Source organism: Paenibacillus sp. UNC217MF (assembly GCF_000686865.1).
Taxonomy (GTDB): domain Bacteria; phylum Bacillota; class Bacilli; order Paenibacillales; family Paenibacillaceae; genus Paenibacillus_B; species Paenibacillus_B suaedae.
This window is the reverse complement of sequence record NZ_KK366028.1, coordinates 305142-324980: the sequence shown is the minus strand read 5'-3', so window position 1 is coordinate 324980 and position 19839 is coordinate 305142. Positions and strand designations below refer to the sequence as shown.

General features: G+C 48.2%; 16 protein-coding genes. 6 read left to right on the top strand and 10 right to left on the bottom strand.

Annotated features, from left to right (window positions below):
• Window positions 1-124 precede the first annotated feature (124 nt).
• The 5 genes from hrpB to BP95_RS33320 all read right to left on the bottom strand — a co-directional run bounded on the left by hrpB (window position 125) and on the right by BP95_RS33320 (window position 6287).
• Window positions 125-2743, bottom strand: coding sequence for an ATP-dependent helicase HrpB (hrpB, locus tag BP95_RS0123100; protein ID WP_036667523.1), 2619 nt, complete (start codon window positions 2741-2743; stop codon window positions 125-127).
• 100 nt (window positions 2744-2843) lie between these two features.
• Window positions 2844-4106 carry an MFS transporter gene (locus BP95_RS31220; protein WP_036667521.1) on the bottom strand — a complete coding sequence of 421 codons (1263 nt, stop codon included), beginning with the start codon at window positions 4104-4106 and terminating at the stop codon, window positions 2844-2846.
• A gap of 165 nt (window positions 4107-4271) precedes the next feature.
• Complete coding sequence (locus tag BP95_RS0123090; RefSeq protein WP_021257287.1) at window positions 4272-4847, bottom strand: TetR/AcrR family transcriptional regulator; 576 nt, start codon at window positions 4845-4847, stop codon at window positions 4272-4274.
• A 173-nt stretch (window positions 4848-5020) separates the two neighbouring features.
• Window positions 5021-5845, bottom strand: a complete 825-nt coding sequence (locus BP95_RS0123085) for a hypothetical protein (protein ID WP_028533353.1) — start codon at window positions 5843-5845, stop codon at window positions 5021-5023.
• A 298-nt stretch (window positions 5846-6143) separates the two neighbouring features.
• Window positions 6144-6287: a hypothetical protein gene (locus tag BP95_RS33320; RefSeq protein WP_155987347.1), complete on the bottom strand. Its 144-nt coding sequence runs from the start codon at window positions 6285-6287 to the stop codon at window positions 6144-6146.
• 99 nt (window positions 6288-6386) lie between these two features.
• Between BP95_RS33320 and BP95_RS0123075 the strand changes: the two genes are divergently transcribed.
• On the top strand, window positions 6387-6731 hold the full coding sequence (locus BP95_RS0123075) for a DUF1360 domain-containing protein (protein WP_021257289.1): 345 nt from the start codon (window positions 6387-6389) through the stop codon (window positions 6729-6731).
• Between the two features lie 84 nt (window positions 6732-6815).
• Here the strand turns inward: BP95_RS0123075 and BP95_RS0123070 are convergent, their stop codons facing one another.
• Together BP95_RS0123070 and BP95_RS0123065 are read right to left on the bottom strand one after the other, a co-directional pair.
• Entirely contained in the window at window positions 6816-8249 is a 1434-nt protein-coding gene (locus tag BP95_RS0123070; RefSeq protein WP_028533352.1) for an amino acid permease, read from the bottom strand.
• Window positions 8250-8554: 305 nt separating this feature from the next.
• Window positions 8555-9844: an NCS2 family permease gene (locus tag BP95_RS0123065; RefSeq protein WP_021257291.1), complete on the bottom strand. Its 1290-nt coding sequence runs from the start codon at window positions 9842-9844 to the stop codon at window positions 8555-8557.
• A gap of 703 nt (window positions 9845-10547) precedes the next feature.
• Here BP95_RS0123065 and BP95_RS0123060 point away from each other — a divergent pair.
• A complete protein-coding gene (locus BP95_RS0123060; RefSeq protein WP_028533351.1) occupies window positions 10548-11981 on the top strand; it encodes an erythromycin esterase family protein in 1434 nt (477 codons plus the stop codon).
• A gap of 114 nt (window positions 11982-12095) precedes the next feature.
• Entirely contained in the window at window positions 12096-13529 is a 1434-nt protein-coding gene (locus BP95_RS0123055; protein WP_028533350.1) for an erythromycin esterase family protein, read from the top strand.
• A gap of 157 nt (window positions 13530-13686) precedes the next feature.
• On the opposite strand, the gene BP95_RS0123050 is transcribed toward BP95_RS0123055, so the two are convergent.
• From BP95_RS0123050 to BP95_RS0123040, 3 genes are all read right to left on the bottom strand, one after another.
• Window positions 13687-15474: a sensor domain-containing diguanylate cyclase gene (locus BP95_RS0123050; RefSeq protein ID WP_028533349.1), complete on the bottom strand. Its 1788-nt coding sequence runs from the start codon at window positions 15472-15474 to the stop codon at window positions 13687-13689.
• A 295-nt stretch (window positions 15475-15769) separates the two neighbouring features.
• Window positions 15770-17269: a DEAD/DEAH box helicase gene (locus BP95_RS0123045; RefSeq protein ID WP_231515180.1), complete on the bottom strand. Its 1500-nt coding sequence runs from the start codon at window positions 17267-17269 to the stop codon at window positions 15770-15772.
• Window positions 17270-17332: 63 nt separating this feature from the next.
• Complete coding sequence (locus BP95_RS0123040; protein ID WP_021257296.1) at window positions 17333-17554, bottom strand: YwbE family protein; 222 nt, start codon at window positions 17552-17554, stop codon at window positions 17333-17335.
• Window positions 17555-17729: 175 nt separating this feature from the next.
• Here BP95_RS0123040 and BP95_RS0123035 point away from each other — a divergent pair, with 175 nt between their 5' ends.
• The 3 genes from BP95_RS0123035 (at window position 17730) to BP95_RS0123025 (ending at window position 19790) form a co-directional block, all read left to right on the top strand.
• A complete protein-coding gene (locus BP95_RS0123035; RefSeq protein ID WP_021257297.1) occupies window positions 17730-18218 on the top strand; it encodes a hypothetical protein in 489 nt (162 codons plus the stop codon).
• 221 nt (window positions 18219-18439) lie between these two features.
• Window positions 18440-18688: an SDR family NAD(P)-dependent oxidoreductase gene (locus tag BP95_RS33315; protein ID WP_021257298.1), complete on the top strand. Its 249-nt coding sequence runs from the start codon at window positions 18440-18442 to the stop codon at window positions 18686-18688.
• A gap of 145 nt (window positions 18689-18833) precedes the next feature.
• A complete protein-coding gene (locus tag BP95_RS0123025; RefSeq protein WP_028533347.1) occupies window positions 18834-19790 on the top strand; it encodes a cation diffusion facilitator family transporter in 957 nt (318 codons plus the stop codon).
• Window positions 19791-19839 lie beyond the last annotated feature (49 nt).

The following is a 19839-nucleotide window of genomic DNA, read 5'->3' as shown; positions in this document are numbered from 1 at the left end:
GTTATCGTTATTACTACCTACTATTCATTAGACCCGTTGGTCATTTCCTGTATGATCTATTATATCGAATTTTATATTCACATACCAATAGCCAGTGAGGGATCTTAACATTGCATACCCAAGTCTATTTCTTATCCGGAGCCGGTCTGGTGCGCCGGGTCGCAATCGCCTCTAGAGGATTATCCGGCCAATAATGTTTGGGATAGCGCCCCTTCAAATCCTTCTTCACGTCAAAATAAGTCGTCGCCCAGAAGCTGGCCAAATCCTGCGTTACCTGTACAGGCCTCTGTGCTGGCGAGAGCAAGTGCATCGTCAGTGCCACTCGTCCGCCCGCAATGCGCGGCGTATCGTGCAGGCCGAATACTTCCTGCAGCCGTACAGCCAGCAGCGGACGATCAGGATCCTGATAATCGATCGCAATGCGCGAACCGCTGGGCACTGCAATATGTGTCGGCGCCTCCTTATCAAGCTGCTGGCGCTGTTCCCACGTCAGCATCGACTCGAAGACCGTCGTAAGGCTAAGCTTGCCAAGTTCATCACGACTGCGCATACCGTATATATGCGAGCCTAGCCACTCCTCCAAGGTGGCTAAGAGGGCTTCTTCACTGGCATCTGGCCATTCCTCAGGCAGGTGCCGGTGCATGAATTGGAGCCTCGCCTGCCACTGGCGCGCCGGCTTCGTCCATGGCAGGAGGGCAAGCCCCTCTTGGACGATGCCTTCCAGCAAGGCATGCTGCACCGCATCTGCATCAGGTGCGCTGTGCGGCATATCCTTAAGCGTGAGCGCCCCTAGACGAACGCGTTCCCGAGCTCGAACCGACTGGGTCGTCCGATCCCAAGCAATCAGGTCTTCCCGTGTAAACTCGCTCGCGAAGTAACGCTCCAGCACCGCCCTGCCAAGTGACGCTGCAAGCACAATTCGACCATCGGTGCCAGCATCGTCAAGCTGCACCGCCACAATATAAGGCGACTGTGCCAGCAGGCTTCCGCTTGCAGCAGCTTGCGTAAAGGCCGCGCCACGTCCATTGCGCAGCAAATAGCGCCCATCTGAACGACGCTCGGCAATCCGATCCGGATAAGCGAAGGCAGCAAGCAAGCTCCATGCATCCTCGTCGGCCAAATCCGCATTGCGCTGTACCTGTTGCTTATCATCCTGCCCCATACGGAAGGCCAGTCTGTACTGCTTCGCCTGCTCATGAATCCGTCGCAGCACACTCTCATCGACATCCCCTTGACGAGAATGACGTGATGGTGAATGTGTTCCTAACGTCAACAGTTCCATGCGCAGTCCTAAATCGGGGTTCAACGCTGCAGGTGTCTGTCCCGCTTGCCCGAATCCCCCCCTTGAGTTAGCACTGCTACCACTATGGCGAATGACATCCCGCTCCTCCAGCAGCGCAGCTAGCGTACATGCTGCTTCTCCCAGTCCAAGCTCCATCCCCTTCACGATCATATGTGCGAAGCGAGGATGAAGCCCCAACTTGGCCAGCGTACGACCGTGCGAAGTCAGTGTGCTGGACTCGGACAGCGCTCCGAGCTGAACGAGCAGTTCTTCCGCTTGTTGCAGTGCTGCAGGAGGCGGCGGAGTCAGCCACTTCAGATCAGATGCCTCCGTCCCCCATGCAGCCAGCTCCAATGCTAACGAGGCGAGATCAGCCACAAGTATCTCCGGCACATGATGTGCAGGGAGCTGTCTCTCTTCTTCTCTCGTCCACAATCGGTAACAGACCCCAGGCCCAAGACGACCCGCACGACCGAGGCGCTGATCGGCTGAGGCACGTGACACCGGAACCGTCTCCAGCCGCGTAAGGCCTGTCCGTGGAGAGAAGCGCGGCACACGCATCTGGCCGCTGTCGATCACGATCCGGACTCCTTCCACAGTTAGACTCGTCTCTGCTATGGCAGTAGCCAGCACGATCTTGCGCATCCCATTCGTTGAGGGGCTAATCGCAGCATCCTGTGCAGCCGCTGACAGCTGTCCATATAACGGGGCAATATATGCACGTTCAATCCACCCGTTCTTCGTCAACTCCTGCTCCAGAGCAGTCTGCACGCGCCGAATCTCCCCCGCTCCAGGAAGGAATACCATGATGTCTCCTTCATGACGATGAAGCACCAGCATAATCGTCCTTACGATACGCGGCTCAAGTAGAGAATCTTCACGCCGTTCAGCATATATCGTCTCGACCGGATAACTGCGACCCTTGCTGACCACTATTGGCGCTCCTCCCAGCATGGACGCGACTGGTTCTGCCTCAAGCGTCGCCGACATCACGAGGATACGGAGATCCTCGCGCAAGACAGATTGTGATTCGGCGGTGAGGGCCAAGCCGACATCTGCATGCAAATGCCGCTCATGGAACTCATCGAATATGACGAGTCCTATCCCTTCCAAGGAAGGATCCTCTTGGAGCATGCGAGTCAGAATTCCCTCCGTAATGACCTCAATGCGCGTCTTTTCACTTATGCACGTATCCAAACGTACGCGATATCCTACTGTCTCACCGGCCTGCTCACCCAGTGCACGAGCCATGTAGCGTGCAGCAGAACGCGCTGCAATACGCCGCGGCTCCAGCATGAGAATCCGCAGTCCTTGGAGCCATGACTCATCCAGCAGCGACAGCGGTACACGGGTCGTCTTCCCCGCACCTGGCTCAGCTACCAATACCGCCCCTGTATGGCTGCTCAGCGCCGATTTCAATTCTGGCAATACATCATCTATCGGTAAATGATTCCCGCTCATTTCCATCCTCCATACGATAAAAAAGCTGTCTCATCCATCATAGACGAGACAGCTTCCCTACATCAAGATTATCGAAAATACACTTCATTGATTCCGATCATCAATTATTATATACGCTCTTGCCGTTAGCCTTCATCGTCTGCGCTGGTTCTACTCCGCTCATGCTTATGGAGAAGGTCTGCTTATGGCGGCGCTTCAGCAAGCTCAAGCCGAACACGGCTGATACAATGATCACGCTGATGACAATGAGCGAGGACGACACTGGCAGCGCATCCGTCAGCACTCCTCCAGCGATTGGTCCAAGCATCATCCCCGCCGCATGAATCATATTGAATAGGGCATACGCCACCCCATAATCACCGCCCGATGAATCGCCATCCACGATGGCACCTAATGTTGGCAATGTCGGCGAAAGCGTAAATCCTACTGCTGCCCCTACCAAGCAGCCTGCCATCATCAATAGAGTCACATTGCCTGCAAATGCGATTAATGGTAACGTGAGCGCCAAACCAACAAGCCCTATTAGCATGAGTCGGAAAGAATTATGCTTAGCTGTAAGTGTTCCCGCTATTGGAGCGATCATTCCATAGCTCAGTGTCATGACACCGAACAGCATGCCAAGCGCAAGCGGAGACATCTGGAATTGCTCAGTAACATAGACCGGAAGGAGCGGCTCCAGCATCGTCAATGTCGTCTCAGCAAGCAGGATAATCGAAGCAACGAACAGAATCGTCCGATGCCGCAGCAGGGAGAACGTGCCTCCTCCTTCGGCCTGACGCTCCTCTCTGACAGGTTCGCGCAGTGCAAACACGACAATGATCGAAATAACTGCCGTCAATGCTGCTGCGAACCAGAATGGCGTATGGTGATCGCCAATCTCAAACAACCAGCCTCCAATTGGAGCTCCGAGCAGGGAGCCCGATGATATCCCTGTCATGGCGAAGCCCATTGCCGCTCCGCGTACCGGCCCAGAGAACAGATCAGCCAGCAGCGCCATTGCTGCTGTCCATGACGCAGCCGCAGCTAAGCCTTGCAGGAAGCGAGCCGTAATGAGCATTGCCGTCGTTTGCGAGAATACGAACAGCATGGTAGATATCATCATGAACACAAGACCCGTTAAGATCGTCTTGCGTCTGCCAAATTTATCTGCAACCCGCCCGAAAAAAGGCGTGGTAATGAACAGAGCTGCTGCATAACTGCCGAACAGAATACCAAGTGTGGTCGAAGACATCGCATACTCGGTTGTAAAATACGGCACGACTGGAATGAACAAACTGTACAACAACATGTCAATAAATAAAATACCGATAACGAGCACGAGGCCAATCCACTGTGCGCGACTAATCTGCCTCATGAAAGACATAATCCCACTCCTAAAACTAATTTGTTTTTATAAGTTTTCTTAGGCAAAAGACTGAGCCTAATGGTTCAGTCGATATAACCTGATGATTCCAATATGAACGACCTCATGTCCCCAGTGTGAAGCATGAGCCTTGCATTAGCGATAAGATAAATCCCCTTGCATGGATTATCTTTGTTCCTCAGATTGATCTCTAGCAACAAGCCCATACAGCATAATATCTGCAATCGACTTTAATGCATCCGGCAGCGAAATGTTCTGCTTAGCAAAAAATCGCTGATCCAAGGTTGAATTGAACGCATCCGTAATTACCTTCACGATAAAGGCCGCATTATGCCTTAATATGATGCCTTCCTCCATCCCCTGCTCCAGCAAGATTCGCAGCATCTCCCAATCATCCCGGAGAGCCTTATCAATCTTTGACCACTGCTCAGGGTATACGCGCTTCATTTGCTCCAAGATTCGGTTGTCATACAGCTCAAAGTGATTCGGAAGCACGGTCATTACCGCTTTCAATTTATCCAGAAGCGACAAGGTGTCATTCTTCATGATTTCTTCAGTCTTCGCATCACTTTCGTGCATCGTCTGTTCTATGATCGTATCTAGCAGTTCCGCTTTTGAAGAGAAATGCTCATACAAAGTGCGCTTGCTCATCCCAAGTCGACGCGCCAAATCATCCATCGTGAATTTGATCCCTTTGTCTTGCAACTCCTCTATAAATGCCTTCATAATCCGTTCGCGCATGAAATTCCCTCCATTCACGCCGACATAAAACTATAAAAACAAAAGTAGTTTTCTTAGTTAATGTTACTATTATACCCTACCTTTTTGACAACAAGCAAGGCCGCGCACCCCTCTTTTTCACACAGAAAAACAAAGAAAACACACTCCGTATGATAAGAAGTGTGTCTGCTATATTATTTGCGTTTACCATTTGTGATTTTCTCAATTTTATATGTCTCTGCGTACACTGTTACTACTTGCTCTTGAGTTGAAGCAAAGGCCCATATGTTATTCTTGGAGTCTTTAAATCGAACTGCACGCCCAACCAATTCAACTTTTTTGCCCATTTCCTTCTCCAGTGCTTGTTTTGCTGCATGTACAGCGTTTTGATCAGCATCCTCTAGTTCATATATCACTTCGACTCTTGGAGACTTGTCCTCATCAGATTCCCAACTCACATTGAATCCTTGCCCCGCTACGTAATAAATTTCCTTTTTGTTATCTAATTCATTCAAATTAGATACTCGAGTGATTCTTGCTTGTTCAATTTCAATATTCGCATCTCCCACTACCGTTCGAAGCGCGCTTACTGCTTTTTCTTTTTTCGACTTCTCCCAATTGTTAAATGGGATGGTAAATCTAAAAATCCCTGATGTGGATGTAATCAATTCCACCGAACAGTTTCCATCCTCCCAAGGTATGACGATTTCTTTACCGTCCAAGTATGGTTTCGAGAAAGTAACCGACTTCCCAGCAATTTTTTCTACAGTCGGCCTTAACGCTTGGATAAACGCTTCATCTACCCACTTTATCTTTTCGTCTTGCTTCTGTGCTGGCGTTTTCCCCATCGGCTTCTCCATAATTGATGTTAACTCTACTGCTGAAGTCGGTTGAAGTGCTTGCGTTGCGGAAGGAGAAGGAGCTTGTTTGGTTTGTTGCCCCCATATTACCACTGCCATCGTTGTCCCGATAATAATCAAAAATATACTTCCCCATACCCAAATTGATTTTTTCCTCACGCAGTTCTGTCCCCTCTTAATTGATATGTAATTGTGTAGTTTGCACTCAACAACACACCAGAATTTTATCTCCCAAAATATTCCTACCCAATTATAGGTTCCCTCTTAGATAGATTGCAACCTCAATCTCCCTAAGCAAATTCTTGATAATTGCATTGCATGTGCCCAACACAAAAAGAGCCTGCCCGTCTTATGACGGAACAGGCCTTAAGGTAGGAGCAGGAGCCTTCCCATGAACTGAAATCACCTTGCTGTGGACCAATGCATATGTTGGAGTACATCTTACCAGCTACATGACTTATCGAATCGGCTTAATTGCAGATACCGCTTCAACTTTCCGTGCTGTCATCTGGATGCCTTGCGGAGATTGCGGCTTCGCATCACTCTGAATGACCTTGATTGGGCTGCTGACCTTATTCATCTGGTTGCAGAAGCACATCATCTGTCACCTCCATTCCCTATATCCGTTTCTAGCATATGCAGTCTCTCACTAGATGGATTGGACATGTCGACATCTGCCAAGCGGAAAGGAGAATGTATGATGATCACCTGGATTGAGCTGTTCATATTAGCGCTGGCTTCCTTTCGCCTGACCCATCTGCTCGTCTATGACGACATTATGGAATGGCTGCGCAAGCCTTTTTTGTCTGTTACGTATGTAACCGATGAGAATGGCAATGTGTCGCGAATTACGGAACCAAGAGGCAAGGGGCTTCGCTATTGGCTGGGCTCACTAATAAGCTGCCATTGGTGTACAGGCATTTGGTGTGCCACCTTGCTGACAGCACTGCAGTTCTACGCCCCCGTCACCTATCCATTTATCGTATTATTAGCTGTCGCTGGCATTGCCGCGCTAATCGAGACCTACTTGCTGCGAAAGATGTAATGTTGCACGCTTGCTAGGCAAGCACACAAAAAAGGAGCCCAAGCTTTTTAGCTTGAGCTCCTGTCCTATTCATAAATACGCATCTTATCGATTGTTCTTGCCCAGCCTTGCGATCATCGGCAAGATCAAGCCTAAACCAAGCAAAATGAATGGCGTGATGACGTTCAGCATTAGCTGGAAGTACCATTCTGACGTAAATGCCTCAACTTTAGGGAACATCCCCATAATACAAGCGAAAGCCGTAAAGACGAAACACCACAAACCGATCACGAAGCCGACCTTGCGATTTTTCACAAATTTATAATCGGATTGGAACTTGTCCCCTAGCTTCATGAGCGCCATGAAGGCTGCGAATACCCATAGGTAACGAAGCGGCATTACGATCGAGTTCAGATCAAGCAGCCAGTTGAAGAGCGAGTTCATGTTGCCAATTCCGATCGCCGGAATAACAATCAGAATCCCTACAAGTACTGCTGTCATAATGTATCCATTGACTGGCGTGTTGCGCTCGTTCGTCTTCATCAGCTTCTGAGGCACGAACTTCTTGTCCGCATCAAGCAGCAATACTTTCAGCGGTGCATCGATAGAGAAGGCCAACGCCGAAATTTGTGCAAGTGTGTTCGCTATCGCATACAGCACGAGGAATGTATTGCCGATTCCATAATATTCACCAAGCATCTTGAACGCATAGTACTGTCCGTTCATCTTCAAATCTGCCGGAATGTTGTTCGAATCGAACATCATGCCCATTGCGAACGAACCGAGCAAGGCACATACAGCAACCATCCCCGCCAGAATCAGCATCCCGCGAGGGAATTCCTTCGAAGGATTGTTTGTATTGTTGACGTATGGTGAGATTTTCTCCGCTCCACCTACGGCAAATACGAGCATGGACAATGTCGTGAAGTATGCGAAGTTAAAGTCCGGAATGAACGAGCTGACCGACATATCTGCCGTCGCAATCGTCGCGCCCGTCAGTGCAGGTGCTGTCACCGCAAGTACAATGTACAGAAGCGACATAATGAAGATGGACATCCCTGCAATCGTACCGATCTTCTTCAAGGAATTGAGCCCGCGGGAAGCAACCCACAGGAATACGAGAAATACGGCCAAGCAGATAAGCTGCAGCGTCAATGTGGAAAACTGATTAATAAAGTTCCCACTGCCTGTTACTGTCCAGCCGAGTGCGATCAGGATCCCTTGCGGCTTCTGAGCCAGGTATGGAATGTGAACAACCCAGTACGTCCAAGCAGCCAAATAAGCGACTGTAGGTCCCATCGTTTCTTTTACCCAGGAACTAACGCCGCCTTGATCGTTTTTGAATGTTGAACCCATTTGTCCAACCATCAGTGCGTAAGGCACGAAATACAGCGCGATAATAAGTATCCAAGATGTTACAACCGTTAACCCTTGGTTTGCATAGTTATTAACAACGTTGCCAAACCCCCACACGGAGACGAAAGCTATCAAGGCAATGTTATACCATCGAAGCTTTTTGTTATCGTCGTTGCGGTTCATGTTGCAAAAGCTCCTCTCACTACTTGTGGAAATATGTTACAATTATGTGTGCAGACACTTTATTAGTATACAATTATCAAGATATGGATTCATAAAGAAACTTCTTCATTTGTTGGATCATATTGGGGCATCCACATTACCTATAAATTGCCCAGTTCGTGTACACTTTATGCCACTACGACCACTCCTAGCCTATCAGACGACTTACAACAAATAGGGGTTTGATCCGAATTCAAAAATATAAAAAAGCCCCGGAGCTGAGTTCCGAGGCTTTTCCTTACGATATTGGATTCCTGCCAACAACCTTAGTGGGCTGGGAAGAAAGCCATTTGAATAGCGAAAATTACGCCAAATACATATAGAATCGGATGGACTTCTTTCCCTTTGCCGCTGAATAGCTTCATAAGCGGATAGGTAATGAAGCCGATCGCAATCCCAGTAGCAATGCTCGAGGTAAGCGGCATGCTGATTAGAATCGCGAATGCCGGGAAGGCTTCGTCGAACTCTTTCCATTTAATACGTGCTAGCCCGTCCATCATGAAACAACCAACAATAATAAGCACTGGAGCTGTAATCGCTGGCAAGGATGAAATCCCTGCGAGAACCGGCGAGAAGAATAGAGACAGGAAGAACAACCCTGCTACAACAACGGAGGTCAACCCTGTACGTCCACCAGCAGCAACACCTGCCGAAGATTCAATGTACGCACTGGATGGTGTCGTTCCCATCAGAGAACCTGCTGTTGTCGCAAGCGCATCCGCCATCAATGCCTGTTTCGCACGCGGAAATTGATTGTTCTTCATTAGACCTGCCTGCTCCGCTACCCCAATCATCGTACCCGTTGTATCGAAGATCGTAACGAGCAAGAAGGCGAATACAACTGTGTATAGGCCATGAGAGAATACACCCGCTATATCCACATCGAACAGCACTGGTGCTGTTGGAAGCGCAATAAAGCCGTCAAACTTCATCAAGCCCATGAAGTAACCGATAATCGCCGTAGCTGCCATGCCGATGAACAAGGCACCCTGTATCTTACGGGCCATCAGGATAAGCGTGATGAACAATCCCGCCAAGGTTAGCACCGTTACCGGTTTATGCAAATCCCCGAAAGCAACCATGGTTGCCTCATTCGGCACGACAATACCGGAGGATTTCAAGCCGATAAAAGCGATAAAGAGGCCAATGCCTGCCGTAATCCCAAACTTCAACGAACTGGGAATTGACTCAATAAGCGTTTCACGCAGCTTCGTAAACGTCAGCAACAAGAAGATAATACCTGCCAGGAACACTGCTCCAAATACAGCCTGATAGCTCACACCCTGTGAAGCTACTACAGAAGCAAAGTATGCATTCATCCCCATTCCTGGTGCTACAGCAATTGGGTGATTCGCGAACAAAGCCATATATAACGTACCGATAATTGCCGAGATTACCGTTGCGGTAAACACTTGCTGGAATGGAACTCCAGCACTCGACAATATCGCTGGATTCACGACAACGATATATACCATCGTTAAGAACGTTGTAATGCCCGCCGTCACTTCTGTGCGCGCGTTCGTTCCGTTTTCTTTCAATTTAAACCATTTTTCCATTGTATCAAGCTGCTCCTTTCATAAGCAACAAAACTAACACTTAGGCATCTTATTAGAAAGGCGATTCTTTGTCAATAAATTTGTACATTTATTCGTTTTTAGGTCACATATATTCCAATATAACACAGAAAATCAGCCAGATAACCCGGCTAAATACGAACATTATGTTTATCAATCAATTTCATCACAAGCCGAGTAAGCCCATCTTTACCAATTGTGACTAAATGAAACAACGATCTATATAAGTGTTCCCTTCCATGCGAGAGAGATTCTTCAATGCTTGTCTGCTCCCCTTATGGATAGTATGTCTACAATTGGAGTCCTCACATTCTTCAAACACCGTTTTTCCGGGGCATTTCGACAATGTCCACATAGAATCATCATTTCTATTCATCCCCCGAACTGCTCCATTCATCCCAGAAGCTGCTCTATTCAAGCAGAATATACGGCAATTGCCTTCCATTTAGGATATGCTTGGATCATCAACGACACGAGAGGAGCCCGGGAGTTTATGAACAAGACTATAACGAAGATGGGTCTGCAATTCTTGCTTGCTTGCGGAGTATCAATACTTGTCGTATACGTCATCAAACATATGGCTTAAACCAATCTATTCCTGCTACAATCATATTCACCGGTATTTCCCGGAAAATAATATCAGTTTACATACTCATCACTATAAATCGTAAGGAGACATCATTTTATGAAATCATTTTCGACGACTTGGAAACGAAAAAGCATTCCTGTATTGTTTGCATCCGTCCTTGCGTTAGGCTCAATGCTTAGTTGGCAGTCAACTGTACATGGTCAAGCCGCAACAGCAGCAACTAGCATGCAAAGCACAACAATTGCCGGAACATCTTCAACAAAATTTACAGAGGATTGGCACAAATGGATTAAAAATAATGCTTATACATTAGATACCATTACCCCAGAGAGCACGAAAGACGGGGCCGTCACAGGCGAGCGTTTCAAAGACTTGGACATGCTGAAACCGCTTTTGTCGGATAAACGCATCGTATACTTGGGCGAAAGCTCTCATGGTGTAGGCGAATTCAATTCCGCCAAGACACGATTAATTCAATTTCTCCATCAGGAGCTTGGGTTCAATGTCGTCGCCTTCGAATCACCGCTCGGTAATGCAGCAACCGCGTTCGGCAATGTAAAGACAAGCGAGGCGGAGCAATTGATGAAGAAATCCGTATTTCCACAATGGTGGGCTACAGAAACGACTCCATTGTTCCAATACATCCAAGATTCACAGTCAACGGAAACGCCGATTAAGCTTGCCGGATTTGACATGCAATCCTTGGGACCATTTCTCAACGGAGAGATCCTGAAGGATGAAAAGCTAGCAACGCAATTTGCTGAAACCGAGAAGAAGCTGTTCCGCTGGACCAATTCCGAAGACCTTGCTGCTTACTCCGCAGTGAAGCCGGAATTGCAAAAGCTGTACAAAGACGTTAAGACAAAGGTTGCAGCCAACGAAGCTCATTTGAAGGCCATGTACCCGGACAATCCGCATCTCGTTGCAATGGTGAACCGAACGCTGGATGACCGCCTTCGCGTCGTAGATGAGTACATCGAGCTGTCGATCAAATCGAATATTGCTGCGCAGACTGGCGACTATGCAGTAGCGACGAAGATGATGGAATGGCGGGATAAGGCGATGGCCGACAATCTGCTCTGGCTGGCAACTGAAATCTATCCAATGGAAAAGATTATCGTCTGGGGACACAATGCCCATATCAGCAAAGCTGAATCTAAAATGGAGCAATCATTCATGCCTGTCGCAGGGCGATTCATGGGTGAACTTATGCAGGACTCGATGTTTGGTCCTTATAGCTACACGATTGGTCTCTATGCAGGAAGCGGAACTACCCATGACAATTTGGGCGAGCCGTTAGAGGTTCAACCGCTCCCGCCTAGCTCCATCGAATCCATTATGAAGGCAGCTAATCAGCCGTATTCCTTCGTCGATATGCGCTATGCAATGAAAGGCTCTGGGACATCATGGATGGACGAGCCGCGTACCGCACTGTACTTCGGAGTGCTGCCAGAGGTATTCGTACCTCGCGAGCAATACGACGGGATTCTCTACATCGACAAGGTACAGCCGCCAACACCGATTAAGTAACAACTGCTTGCACCGATAGATGCATCGAACGATTGAATGAAACCGCAGCCGGTAAGCGAACAATGCAACACAATGAATCGCAGCTTCGATACCTAACACTTGGAGGACAATCCGATGAAATCAAAAAAAGGAACATGGAAACGTCAAAGCCTATCTCTAGCTCTCGCTTCCGTTATCGCACTTGGTACAATGCTCTCCTTCGGAGCCCCTATACATGCTCAGGCTTCATCTGATAAGCAGGGAGATCAGCTGGAGCAAGCACGTACCAGCTCACAAACACGTGAAGATTGGAAGAACTGGCTGAGCGACAACGCAGTCTCGCTGAATTCGATCAATCCTGAACAGACTGGATCAGACGCACGAATCGCACCCGAGAAATTTGCCGATTTAGAGGCCTTAAAGCCATTACTGCAAGGCAAGCGAATCGTCTATTTGGGCGAGAGTTCACATGGGGCAGCTCAATACAACTCCGCCAAAACACGTCTCATTCAATATTTACATCAGGAGCTTGGGTTCAATGTCATCGCCTTCGAGACGAACTTAGGCAATGCAGCTGGCGCTTATGGCAATGTAAGCTCGCAAAAGCCGATTGCGACAATGAAAGATTCCATATTCCGCATCTGGCAAGCACAAGAGACCGTGCCACTGTATCAATACATTCAAGATACGAAACGTACCGATAAGCCGCTCACGCTGGCCGGCTACGATATGCAGCCGCAGGGCGTCATGTTCGCTGCTGATTGGATGGGCGATGCAAAGCTTGCCAAGCAGTTTCAGGAGATTGAACTAGCACTGGACGAATGGGAAATGAGCTCGAATCTGGAGGGGTATCAGAAGGTAAAACCAGGCTACTTGAAGCTGTATGAACAAATAAAAGCGACCATTCCAAAGCGTGAACAGGCGCTGCGCAAGCAGTTCCCGGACAACCCGCATATCGTACAGCTTGTACAACGCGCAATCGACAACCGAATTCAAATTGTTCGTGAATACATGGAACTGACAATTAAGTCTACTCTATATATGGAGGGCAAAAACCTCGATTATATGTCCATGATCCAATCATGGGAGTATCGCGACCAAATGATGGCAGATAACTTGGTATGGCTCGCTGACAACGTCTATAAAAACGAGAAAATCATCGTATGGGCACACAACGGACACATTAGCAAGGCACATTCCAAAGAGTTTGGCCAAGCATTGCCGCTTCGCAATATGGGCGAAATTATGCAGACGACCAAGTTCAAGGATCAAGGATATGTAATGGGCTTATTCCTAGGCAAAGGAAAGAATGCGCATGTCACACGCGAAATCTATGACGTACTTCCGCCTATGCCGCATTCTATAGAGGAACTTATGACAAGCATCGGCAAGCCTTACTCGTTCATCGATATGAGCCATGCTCCAGCCGTTCCAGGCACTACATGGATGTCGCAGCCAATGACGTCATACGTAACAGGCATCTCGCCAATAAGCAGCATTCCGAGCGAGCAATATGATGGCATCTTGTTCATCAACGACGTCACACCTCCAACATATTTGGAGAAATAAAAAAATAAATAGTTATCAAGCTCCGAAACTTCATCATTAAGAAGCTTGCAGCTAGGTACGCTGATAAGCAATCGCGGCCCAGCTTATGCAGCATTGTAAATGCATAAAAAAAATTAGGATAGAGGGATTCAACTGCTTCTGAATCCCCTATCCTTCATTAATCCACTGCTACTAATCGATTGCGGCCAGACTGCTTCGCCCGGTACAGCTTCTGATCCGCCATGGCAACCAGCGTATTCGGTTCTGAGTCCTGAATATCCTCAATGCTGCAAGATGCAACACCAAGCGAGCAGGTCACAACTAGACTCACCTCTGAGCCAGCGTGCGGTACTTTAAGCGACTCTACATGAAGACGAATTTGCTCACCGATGGCCTCAGCCTGACGAAGATCCGTCATTGGCAAGATCACGCCGAACTCTTCCCCACCGTATCTGGAAACAACGGCAAGCGGCGGTGTAACCGCATTCTGAACTGCCTGCGCTACTCGTCGCAAGCATTCATCCCCAGCTAGATGGCCATACGTATCGTTATATTTTTTGAAATAATCGACATCAAGCATAATTAGTGATAGTGGACTTTTCTGCAGCTTAACCCGCTCCCACTCCTGATTCATCATCTGATCGAAGTATCTGCGGTTGTAAACCCCGGTTAACCCGTCGGTATAGGAGAAATCAGTTAGGAGCCGATTCGCCATTTGCAGCTTCTTATTTGCTTCCTTCATCTGCTCTTCCGATACAATCCGTTCAGTTACATCATGGAAGTACACCGACACCCCGTTGCGAGACGGAAATACGCGATGCTCCAGCCATCTGCCATGCAGCTGATCAAACTCCGTAATCTCCGCCGGTTCTCCCCGCTCCATGACTTGGTGGCACACCTCGTACAGCTTGGTCTGCTTCAAGTGGGGATTAATATCCCAAATGGACCGTCCTTTTACAACTTCGAAGGAGAACCCCAAATACTTCTCCGCTTCCTTATTCATATACGTATAGCACCACTGCTTGTCTACTGCAAGAAAGGCATCGGTAATGCTATCAAGAATAATTGCAATTTGTTCCTGTGAATTGTGGAGCGCCCTTTGAGAATGATGGAGCTTCACATTGAGCTGATTCATCTGATAAAAGAAGACAAATAGTACAACTGTTGCCGACAGCAATGAGTTAACGCATGCCACGTACCAGCCAAGCGTGTATCTATCGTTGGCCAGCAAAGTGATCGACACATCCAAAAAGAATGTGAAAACAGACAAAAGAAGCCATAAGTGCAGCAGGCTCCTTCCACGAGTTACCACATACAAATACATACAAGCCACAAGACTAATTACCCATACAATAGGGCCTATCCCTGTTGAAAGGAGAAGACCTTGGCTGCTATCCGAAATAAGCGTAGGCAGCCATTCATGCTGACCTGCCAATATATACGTAATCATCCCGACAACCAGCACTACAACAATAAACATCACAGTTGAAGCAGCCGTCTTATTCTTGTGCTCTGATCGCGAATAGGACTCCTTCTGGATACTGAACGTATACAGCAGTATCCCTGCTGGAAATCCCGCATGCCAACATCCCCAGAACCATACCGAAGCCCGAGACCCTGCGTACAGAACCCCCTTATCACTGAATATGCCTGGGAAAGTCAGAAGATGCGGAATCATAATTAGCCCTGTAAAAAAAAACGTCCCCGATAAAATCAAGATTGGCTTATAACCAGTTGCACGATATTGAATATAAAGCAAATGCGAAGTCATGAAATCACCAAACATGTTCCATGCAATAAAGATCGGGAAAAAGGGAGTTACCCCCCATAGCGGCGTTGATGCATACGGTATAACCACAAGAGTGCTAACCAGCGTGACGAAGCCAATAGTCAAGGCTATCCATTTCTGTTTAGGCACAGTCGGTATACTAAATAAGCTTGCCAGTGGATCTCGTATGCGATGCATTGATGCTCTCAACCTTTCCGCCTATCACTTGTTTCAATCCGAATCCTGTTGTGATTAGTAACATAGTATCATATATCTACAGGAAGACAGGCTCAAATTCTAACAATTACAAGACATGAAGATACCTTAGCCCCAAGTAACTGCCACATTTGTGTCCTTTTTACTATATAACGAAATCAGCCTGCTGTTGAAACAAAAGCAACTGTATCACCATGGGCAAAAGGGCTGCCCAATTTGAGACAGCCCTCCTATTATAACCGCCTTACACGATTATTGTATTTAAATGTAACATGCTCTATCGGGAACGACGTCCGCCGCCACGACCGGATGAGCGACCTCCACCTTGGCTCGAACGGCCGCTGGATTGGCCACCAGACTTGCCGCGGCTCTCTTGGCGACCAGCGCCTTGGCTTGACTGCGACCGGGAACTACGGCCCTGGCCTCGTCCATCGCGCGCACTGCTGCGTCCGCCATGGCCTTCATTTCTCGCTTCACGCCGTCCGCTACGGCCACCCGCATCACTGCCTTGCTTGCCGCGAGCAGCACCGCGTCCACCTCGACCTGCACCTTGACCGCGTGCATCCTTCGCGTCGCTTCGTGTTCCACGACTATTGCCGCGTCCGCCACGTCCGGAACTGCGTTCATTGTCTGACTTCTTGCCACGACCAGTCCGAACATCGCCAGCAACCTCAGTGTGCTCCCCATCTTGATTACGACGCTCCAGCTTCTGTCCGATGCCGCGCTCGATCAGCTCCACAGCCATACGATCTCTAGGAGAAGCGAATGTGATCGCGATCCCTTGCGCACCTGCGCGGCCTGTACGGCCAATGCGGTGGATATAGCTCTCTGCATCCTGAGGGACATCATAGTTGAACACATGTGTAATACCCTCTACATCCAGCCCTCGTGCCGCAACATCCGTCGCGACAAGCAGTTGCATCTTCACCTTGCGGAAGCGTTCCATAACCTGCTCCCGCTTCGACTGCGACAAGTCGCCATGCAGTTCGTCCGAATCATAGCCCATTTCAAGCAATTCTTCATTCAGCTTGCTTGCTCTGCGCTTCGTCCGGCAGAAAATAATGGCTTGATAAGGGCGATGCTCATCAATAAGCTTGCACAGAGTCGCCTGCTTCGCACGATCTGTCGTTTGCACGACAATCTGCTTCACGTTCTTCACGGTAATACGCTCGCTCTGCACATGGATATCAATCGGACTGCGCATAAATCGCTCAGCCAAGCGTCTTACATTCACTGGCATAGTAGCAGAGAACAGCAGCGTCTGGCGATTCGTTGGAATCTGGCGAATAATTTCCTCTACTTCCCCTAGGAAGCCCATATGAAGCATTTGATCCGCCTCATCCAATACCAATGTCTTCACTTTCGACAGCGAGATTGTCCCGCGTCTCAGATGATCAAGCAATCGACCTGGCGTTCCGATGACAAGCTGACGACCGCCCTGGAGCTTGCGCATTTGACGTTCTACATCTTGTCCACCGTATACGGCTAGCACGTTCACACCTTCATAAGCCTCAATAAGCTTCTTCGCTTCTGCCGTAATTTGCAGAGCCAACTCCCGCGTAGGTGCAACAATCAATGCCTGAACATGTGTTGAACTTGCATCAATGCGTTGAATAATTGGCAGCAGGAAGGCAAGCGTCTTGCCTGTCCCCGTCTGCGCCTGTGATACAACATCTTCTCCTGACAGTACGACCGGAATCGTCTCAGCCTGAACCGGTGTTGGCACCGCAATTCCATGTTGATTCAATGTGTGCACCAATTGCTCCGTTACTCCCAATTGTGCGAATCCTCGTTGATTTAAGCCCGTCAGACAGGCCACCCCATTTCTGTATGATTCAATCTAGTCCCTATCTTGTGATGATGTATGGAAAATCGACTTCACTCTGCCTACTTGTCCATCCTGCAGGCGTACCTTGATGCCATGCGGATGAGATGGAGAATTCGTCAGAATATCCTTCACGATACCTCTTGTCGTCTTGCCCGTACGCTGATCCTGTTTTAGCACAATATCCACCTCAAGACCAGCAAATATATGCTTTCGCTGCTGCCCATTCTGTTCCATGAAGACACTGCTCCTTGCTCATTCTATCCTTACCTGCTGACTTGCAGCAGAACCGATTACGCCAACATTTTCATGTATGTGAACGACAACGGTATCCACATATTATACACGGAAACGTCCCTATGGTATAATGGACCATCAAGATCGATTCCATCGTATAAATTCAGGAGGTAACATGCTGACGTTTGAACAGAAACTAGCGGTTATCGAATCGTTCCCAGAGCTTGAGCGTAATAATGTATCACTGGGACGAGTGAACTTCCACTATGAAGACAGCATTGTGGAGAAGAAGACTGTCGTCTATCACCTGCATCCGAACGGCAACGGATTCGTCTATGCCGGCTATGTATCGGGTTATGATACAGATGCCAAGGGCATGGTCAACATCCGTGAATACTCGGAAGAGGAGCTTCGCAAGCTCATTCGCGCCTCCATTGATTCCATGTCGCCTGCTTCACAGGAGGCTGACGTCGAGATGGAAGACACTGCTGAAGAGAGCAGCAGAGAGCGCTATATCAATGACAACAACGAGACACTATGGCTCGAGTACGACTTTGAGTTGTGGAACATCTATGCGGGCGAGAGCCTGGAAATGACATTCGAGACGCGTGAGGAAGCAGAGGAGTACTTGCAAGAGGAAGGCTTCTCACCTGCAAATTCATAGCAGCCAGCGAAGGGGGAAAGAAGTGCCGTACAGACTCAGGCAGCATCTTTCCCCTAACTTTATGATTTCTTGCATATTCAGCTTACTATATGCCTCCTTGACTTCATGCATATCCAACCATGGATATCACTACCGTACACACTCACGCTTCACCTCTTTGTCAAACAGACAGGGGGAACGACGCTATCAAGCAATTTACTCATACATATAGAGTAGCCACCATGCGCAATCCCCATCAATCCTCCCGCCTAATGGAGGCAGAAGCACAGGGCGTTAAGCAGCGGCTCAACATTCAAGCGCTCGATGTGACAGATTCGAATAGCATTGCCGCCACTGCACAATATATCCTTGACACGTATGGGAGCGTTCGTCTTCTCGTGAACAATGCTGGATTTGCAATAGCCGGAAATAAACGACTAGGACAAGGAGCAGCCTGTTTCCTTAATCGCCCCAACATGCCCGATACGTAGTATGCGAACAAGCACAATTTATAAGAATGAAAATCAATTGTATTATCCATAAAACGTTCATTTGAGAAAAAAGCGAGGTATGGATACAATACATCATACTCATTCCTGTATGAGAATTTTACTTTAATAAAAAGGATGGTTCCTTATGACTCACCACGACTACCACCATCTCAACCATGTGAAGGAACAAGTCACTTCGAAGCGTACATTGTGGATTACATTAGCCTTGACCCTATTCTTCACCATTGTTGAAATTGTGGGCGGGCTTCTGTCCAACTCACTTGCTCTCTTATCCGACTCTGCTCATATGATATCGGATGTTATCGCGTTAGGTCTCAGTATGACCGCCATTTACATGGCAACTCGGGAACCCAACCAGCGATATACGTTTGGCTATCTCCGATTCGAAATTATTGCATCCTTCCTAAATGGACTGGCTCTGATTGTGATTGCAATTGGAATCGTTGTCGAAGGTGTTAAGCGGATGGTTCATCCGCAAGATGTTGATCTGCGGCTGATGCTGATTATCGCTACGATCGGCTTGATCGTAAATATTGTCCTGACGCTCGTATTGAGTCATAGCACGAAGGAAGAGGATAACCTGAATGTAAAGAGTGCCTTGTGGCACTTTATCGGTGACTTACTCAGCTCTGTAGGTGTTATTATATCGGCCATTCTCATCTATTTCACAGGACTGTACGTGTTGGATCCATTGATTAGTATGGTGATTGGAGCCATCATTTGCATTGGCGGCGCGAAAATCATTCGCGAATCCATCCTCATATTAATGGAGGCTGTCCCTGACAAATACGATCTGGAGGAAATACGTGCGGAAATGAACCAGGTGGAAGGAGTAGAAGATGTCCATGAGCTTCATCTGTGGGCGGTATCCACCGATCACTATTCATTGACAGCGCATGTCTTCATCCGTGAGGATATTCAGCCCTTCTGCGTCATTCTGGCTATCAATCATATGCTTAAGGCGAAGTACGGCATTGAGCACACCACGATTCAAATTGAGCATCCTGCCATGCATGATCATGGTGAATATGGCAAGCAATTTTTGCAACAAGCTGAGAGCGCAGAAACTAACCCAGTGTAAGAGATAAGCCTCACGAGTATCCTAGTCGCCACAATGGAAAGCAGCCTGC